Origin of the sequence: Stenotrophomonas maltophilia group sp. Smal17 (assembly GCF_030237045.1) — a bacterium.
GTDB classification, from domain to species: Bacteria; Pseudomonadota; Gammaproteobacteria; order Xanthomonadales; family Xanthomonadaceae; genus Stenotrophomonas; species Stenotrophomonas forensis.
Window position 1 is genome coordinate 1 of record NZ_JASJSU010000143.1, and the last position, 6489, is coordinate 6489.

A 6489-nucleotide genomic window follows, 5' to 3' on the forward strand; every position below is an offset into this window, starting at 1 on the left:
GCCATGGATGGCGCCATCGAGCCCCCATGGATGGGTTTACGGCGTGTCCTGGCTGAGGCCCCCTGCCTCCCAAACTCAGCAACAACTCGGCGCCAAACGCCTCAACCCCGTGCTTTACTCGGATTCACCAGATTCCCGAAGAAGATCGCGTTGATCAGCAGTCGATCCGTCCCGTGCCAGTACTTGCGATGCGCCGGATCATCGGCAAACAGCACCACGTTGCCCTGCCCCTGCGCCGACACCAGCAGCCACGCGCTGCCCGCCACCCGCGTGCGGTTGCGCTCTGACAGGTAGCCATTCACCCGCGGCGGCGTGTCGATGCGCACCACGGTCGAGAACGGATTCGCGCTCGGCTGCAACGTCACCGTGTTCTCCTTGTTGATCGACAGCTGCCGGCGCGGCACGCCGAACGCCAACGGATGGCTGGTGTCCACGTCGGCACTGAGGATGTTGCCGCTGACCCGCTCGATCGCGGCAATATCGCGCTGGTCGCCGAACGCACGGCGGCTCTCACCAGCAGCCTCTTCTTCCTTGCCAAGCGTCTCGCCCTCGGCCAGCTTCTGTTCGATCGCCCACTTCGAAGCACTGCCGTAGGTCACCAGAGAGCCTCCGGCCTGCACCCAGCGCTTCAGTGCAGCCACCGCGGTGGCATCGACGCCGGTATAGGTGCCGCCGGACAGCACGATCGTGGTGTAGCGATCCAACGGCACTTTGCCCAACTGCTGCGGATCCAGCTTGCTGGCCGGAAGCTGCAGTTGCTGGTCAAGCAGGAACCAGGCCGAGCCAATCTCGGTGGCGGCCACGCCCTCGCCCATCACCAGTGCCACGGCTGGCTTGCGCAGCGCCTTGACGCCATCGCTGCCCAGGTCAACGCCCTCGCGGCTGCGCCCACTGGACAGCGCATGCACCTGCACGCGGGCAGCGCGTGCGGCGGCGCGCACCGCGTCCAGCAGCGCCGCGCCCTGCAGCGGCTGCCCGGCCACCGGAATGACGATGCTGCCGGCGGCGAAGTCCGCCTCGCCCTCTGCGGTGGCGGCAGTGAACGGCTGGAAGGTTGCGCGTGTACTCAGGCCCTTGCCCTGCAGCACCGCCAGCGCCCGGCCCGCGTTGTAGTCGCGCCAGTCGATGACATAGGCAAAGCCGGCCTGGCCACCAAGCACCTCGCCCTGTACCGGCGGAAGCTCCGCGATGCGGGCGCCACCGTCGATGCGGCTGCGGCTGCCGGCGAACGCCACGCCGTAGGCCGGTGCGATCGCGTAGCTGGTGCTGCCATAGAACACGTCGCCCTTGATCGGCGGCGTCTCGGCGAAGATCGAATGCACCAGCCGGAACTGCGCCTGCTGCACCGGCACCACGTAGGTGTTGCCCGGCGCGAAGTGCTGCCCATCCACGGTGACCGCACGATCCAGCGCGCGCACCTCGATGCGATGCAGCAGCAACAATTCCAGCAGGCGGCGGGTCAGTGCCGGATCATGCGCATCGCCAAACACGAAGCTCTTCACCGGCTGCTGCGCGGCCTGCTTCAGTGCGCTCTGGAAGAACTGCTTCTGCAGGTCGAACAGGCCGCTGCGCTCGGTCACTGCACCACGCACCGTGCCCAGCCCGGTAGCAACCTGGTTGCGGATGGTGAACGGGAAGGTCAGCAGGCCGTTCACCGATTCCTGTACCCGGCCGCGCGAGCTGGCCTGCTCGACGGTGACGCCGACCGCGCCGTGGAAGTCCGGATAGGTGGAGCCGTAAACCGGCGAGAAGTTGTCGAAGTTTTCCCCGGTGTAGTACAGCGAACCCAGCGCGTCCAGCGCCTGCGCATGGTATTTGGCCAGGGTCTTGTTGAATTCGTACGATGCCGCCGGGATCAACGGGCTGTGCATGCTCTTCGGCGACGGCTCGAAGTAGTAGGTGCTGTCCTTGCCCATCTCGTGGAAGTCGATCTGCACGTTCGGGTACCACTGGTGGAACACCTCCACCTTCGGCCGCGACTCCTGCTGGGTCAGCGCAAGCCAATCGCGGTTGAGGTCGGTGAAGTAGTGGTTGGTGCGGCCCTGCGGGAACGGCTCGACGTGTTCCTTGTCGGCCGGATCGGCCGAAGCCGGGTCCGAGGCCCATGCGTTGTGCCAGTTGGCCGCGCGATCACGGCCGTCCGGATTCTGCGCCGGGTCGAACAGCACCACGGCCTGCTGCAGCCAGCGCTGGGTTTCTGCACTCTGGTTGGCCACCAGGTAGTACGCGGTCAGCATCGCGGCTTCGGCACTGGAGGTCTCGTTGCCGTGCACGCTGTAGCCCAGCCACACCACCACCGGGCTGTCACCGGCGGCGCTGCGCGGCTGCGCCGGATCGACCAGGGTCGCGTGCTGCTGGCGGATCTGTTCCAGTCGCGCGTGGTTGCCCGCAGAGGTGACGGTGGCGATCAACAACGGGCGTCCCTCGTAGCTGCGGCCGATCTCGCGCACGCTGATCTTGTCCGAGCGTTTCGCCAGTTCCTGGAAGTACGCCACCAGCTGGTCATGCCGGGTGTAACGGCTGCCGATCGGGTAGCCGAGAAACTGTTCCGGCGTGGGAATGGACGCGTCGAATGCGGCCGCTTCGATGGCCTGCGGGAAGAAGTAGACACTCTGTGCCTGCGCCGGCTGCGGCGAGGACAACGCGGTGATGGCAGCAATCAGCAACGGAAGAACGGCACGACGATGCACGGACACGGTGACTCCCCTGGAACTCAACGGCAGACAGTCGCGCGGCCGGCTCCGCGGGGAGGCCGGCCGCGACGGATGGATCAGAAGCGGTAGTCGAAGCCCAGCGTGAAGTAGCGGCCGCGCAGGTCGTACTGGCTGAAGTCGTACGGCGCGCGGATGCCCGGGAACGAGGCGTCGTACGGCGGCGTCTTGTCGGCCAGGTTCTGCACCTTGGCGTACACGGTGAGCTTGTCGACGCCGGTGTAGGCCAGGTACAGGTCGTACTGGCTGTAGCTGCCGACACGCTGCTGCACGGCCTTGGCCGCGGTGCTGGCTTCCTGGCGGTAGCTGCTGGTGTAGTACCAGGTCACCGCCGCGTTGAAGTCGCCATGCTTCCAGTCCAGCGTGGTGGTGGCCTTGTCCTTGGGCAGGGTCGCGCCGAGGTTGCTGCCGGCGTAGTCGACCAGCGGGCCGCCGACCACGGTCGGGCGACGGTAGTCACGCACGTGGGTGTAGGCCGAAGACACGGTGAAGTCACCCAGCGCTGCGGTCGGGATGCGCTGGCGCAGCTCGACATCGATGCCCGAGGTCTTCAGCTCGCTCAGGTTCTGGTAGCGGTTGTAGACCGCCTGCAGCTTGCCGCGCTCGTCGCGCTGCACGGCACCGGCCACGTTGTCGTTGACCAGGGTCTGGGTGTTGTTGGTGCCGACCAGGTTGTCCAGCTGGATGCGGTAGTAGTCCACGCTCAGGTTGGTGTTGGCCCACGGCGACAGCACCACGCCGAAGTTCACGCTCTTGGTACGCTCCGGCTTCAGTGCATTGTTGCCGACGGTGAAGAAGGTCGGGTTCTGGCGCGAGCCGGGCACGTCCGGGTCACGCGGATCCACCACGCTGCCGTAGGCGATGCTGGTGCTGTTGGAGTTCTCAGACAGCGATGGCGCACGGAAGCCTTTCGAGGCCGAAGCACGCACCAGCAGGACGTCCAGCGGCTGCCAGCGCAGGCCGAGCTTCGGCGAGAACGCATTGCCGAAGTCATCGTAGTGGTCGGCACGTGCGGCCGCGGACAATTCCAGCGTCGAGGCCAGCGGCACGTTCACTTCGGCGTAGGCGGCGCTGACCTGGCGCTGGCCATGCACTTCGGCAATGGCCGGGCGCACCTGCAGGCCGGCATCGATCTGCCATGGATTGTTGGAGTCCAGCTTCTCGCGGCGCCACTCGGCACCGGCGGCGAAGCCGATCTCACCGGCCCAGGTGTGGCCCAGGCTGCCGGAAATCTTCGCGTCGATGCCCTGCAGCTTGGACTCGGCCGGACGCAGGGTGGCGATGTTGATCGCATCACGTACCGACTGCGGCGTTGCCGCCGGATTCAGCAGGTTGTAGCTGCCGGTGGCCAGTGCATCGGCCAGCGCCCAGCGGTTGGCGAAGCCACCGGACACGCTCTCGCGCTCGCTGCTGCGCGCCCCGAACGCGGCCACTTCCCAGTCCCATTTCGCGGTGGTGCCACGCAGGCCGAACACGCCGCGATAGGCGGTGGAACGGTTGGTCTTGAGGGTGCCGCCAAGGTCGAAGAAGGTGTACTCGATCGGGATCGCGCGGCCGTACGGGTTGTACGGATTGTTGGCCGGCAGCAGCGACGACACCGGCTCGGCCAGGCCACTGTCCGCGTTCAGTGCGAAGCGCCCGCTTTCCAGAGTGAAGAACGGGCTGCTGCCGAACCACGCGGTGCTCTTGATCTGGCTGTACAGCACTTCGCCGAATGCTTCGACGTTGTCGTTCAGGCGGAAGGTACCGTTGGCGTAGGCCTGGTAGCGCTTGGTCGACGGAATCAGGGTGGTGAACGGCGCCTGGTTGAAACCGCAGGTATCGCCGGCCAGGCCGTCGATCGGCGCGCTGGCAACGCGGGTGGTGCCGGTCGGGCAGTTGCCGTTGGCATCGAGCATCGGCACCGACACGCCGTTCACCAGGTAGCGCGCGCCCTTGGCCGACCAGCCGTTCCAGCGGCCGCCCGGCTTGTCGGTGTAGATGCCGCTCCTGGTCAGGTTGCGTTCGTCCTGGTCCAGGCGCTCGCGGTTGTAGCCCTGCAGGCTGAACAGGATGTTGTAGCCATCGGTGTCGAGATCACCGAGGCCGCCGACGAACTTCAGGTTCTGCTCGTGCAGGCCGCCCTGGTCGGCGCCGCCGAAGCTGCCACCGATCTCGGCGCCTTCGAAGTTCTGCCGGGTGATGATGTTGACCACGCCAGCCACCGCATCGGAGCCGTAGACGGCCGAGGCGCCGTCCTTGAGCACTTCGATGCGCTCCACTGCGACCAGCGGCAGCGCGTTGAGGTCGACGAAGGTGTCGGACAGGCCACCGGCCGGGAAGCCGTAGTTGGCCAGGCGGCGGCCGTTGAGCAGCACCAGCGTGTTCTTCTGCGACAGGCCACGCAGGCCGATGCCAGCCGAGCCGGAGGCCCAGCCGTTGTTGGTGGTTTCGTTGCTGGCGTTGCCGGTATTGGCCGAGATCGAGCGCAGCACATCGGCCACGGTGGCCTTGCCGGTCTGTTCCAGCTGCTGGCGACCGATCACCTGCACCGGGTTGGAGGCTTCGGTATCGGTGCGCTTGATGTTGGAACCGGTGACGCGCACGGCGGCCAGGGTGCTGGCTTCGCCACTGGCATCGGCGGAGGATTCGGCGGCGGCGGACAAAGGCGCGGCCAGAGCGACGGCCAGGGCCGCCACGAGCAGGGTGTGCTTGGGCATGACGATGTGGGGGAGGTGGTAAGGACGACGAAGTTCCGCAGTAGTCCATGCCTGGCCGGGGTCCGGCCAATAACATCTCTTCATACGGATATAAGAGAAGCTATCATCTCTTCATCCGGATGAAAAGAGTTTCTTCACGAGCAACCAACATCCACCCGGCCAGAGGCGACAGCCGCGGCGTACAATCGCCGCCATGGAAATCTTCAAAGTCTTCATGCTCGAGGCGGCGCACCGCCTCCCCAACGTGCCGCCGGGGCACAAGTGCGCGCGCCTGCACGGCCACTCGTTCCGGGTGGAACTGAAGGTCGAGGGCGAGCCTGGCGCGCAGACGGGCTGGATCATGGATTTCGGTGACGTGAAGGCGGCATTCCAGCCGATCTACGAGCGCCTGGACCATCACTACCTCAACGACATCCCCGGCCTGGAGAACCCGACCAGCGAGAATCTGGCGGTGTGGATCTGGAACGAGCTCAAGCCCAGCCTGCCGGCGCTGAGCGAGATCACCGTGCACGAGACCTGTACCTCCGGCTGCCGCTACCGCGGCCCGGCCATCTGATCAAAGCATTGATCTGAAAGGTTTTCTGAAGGCGCCATGGGCGCCTTCGTTATTTTTGTTGCAATGCGGCATCAACGGCGTATGCTGCATTGCATCAAGTCACACTCTGATGCCCATGGCCGCCGCCTTCAGCGATCGCTTCAGTGATGCCACCCGCCAGCTTGCTGCCGCGGCAACGCGTGCGAACCGGTTGGCGTTGGAGAACGCCGAAAGCATGTTCGGCGTGCAGCTGAAGGCGCTGGAGCGGAACCTGACCGCGACCGGTGGCTGGCTGGGTGAACTGGCCCGCAGCGACGATGCGGCCGGGGTGCTCAGCAAGGGCACGCAGCTGTGGCAGGACAACCTGCAGCGGCTGGGCCAGGCCCAGCAGGACGTGGTCGGCCTCGGCCTGCAGGCCGGCAAGGCCTGGTCCGAACTGGTGCAGGGCTACAACGAATCAAGCGCGGACGCGAACAGCCACTGACGCGACGCAACGCTCATTGCATGGGTCCCTCCCCCCATGCAATCCGGACCCGGCAGATCC

At 66.1% G+C, this 6489-nt stretch carries 4 protein-coding genes; 2 read left to right on the plus strand and 2 right to left on the minus strand.

What is annotated here, in order from left to right:
• Positions 1-101: 101 nt before the first annotated feature.
• Together QRO93_RS20870 and QRO93_RS20875 are read right to left on the minus strand one after the other, a co-directional pair.
• Positions 102-2696, minus strand: a complete 2595-nt coding sequence (locus QRO93_RS20870) for a M14 family metallopeptidase (protein ID WP_180880926.1) — start codon at positions 2694-2696, stop codon at positions 102-104.
• Between the two features lie 74 nt (positions 2697-2770).
• A complete protein-coding gene (locus QRO93_RS20875) occupies positions 2771-5410 on the minus strand; it encodes a TonB-dependent receptor (RefSeq protein ID WP_053448693.1) in 2640 nt (879 codons plus the stop codon).
• Between the two features lie 193 nt (positions 5411-5603).
• Between QRO93_RS20875 and queD the strand changes: the two genes are divergently transcribed.
• Positions 5604-5966, plus strand: a complete 363-nt coding sequence (gene queD, locus QRO93_RS20880; protein ID WP_053448692.1) for a 6-carboxytetrahydropterin synthase QueD — start codon at positions 5604-5606, stop codon at positions 5964-5966.
• Positions 5967-6081: 115 nt separating this feature from the next.
• Positions 6082-6429 carry a phasin family protein gene (locus QRO93_RS20885; RefSeq protein ID WP_049455872.1) on the plus strand — a complete coding sequence of 116 codons (348 nt, stop codon included), beginning with the start codon at positions 6082-6084 and terminating at the stop codon, positions 6427-6429.
• Positions 6430-6489: the final 60 nt, after the last annotated feature.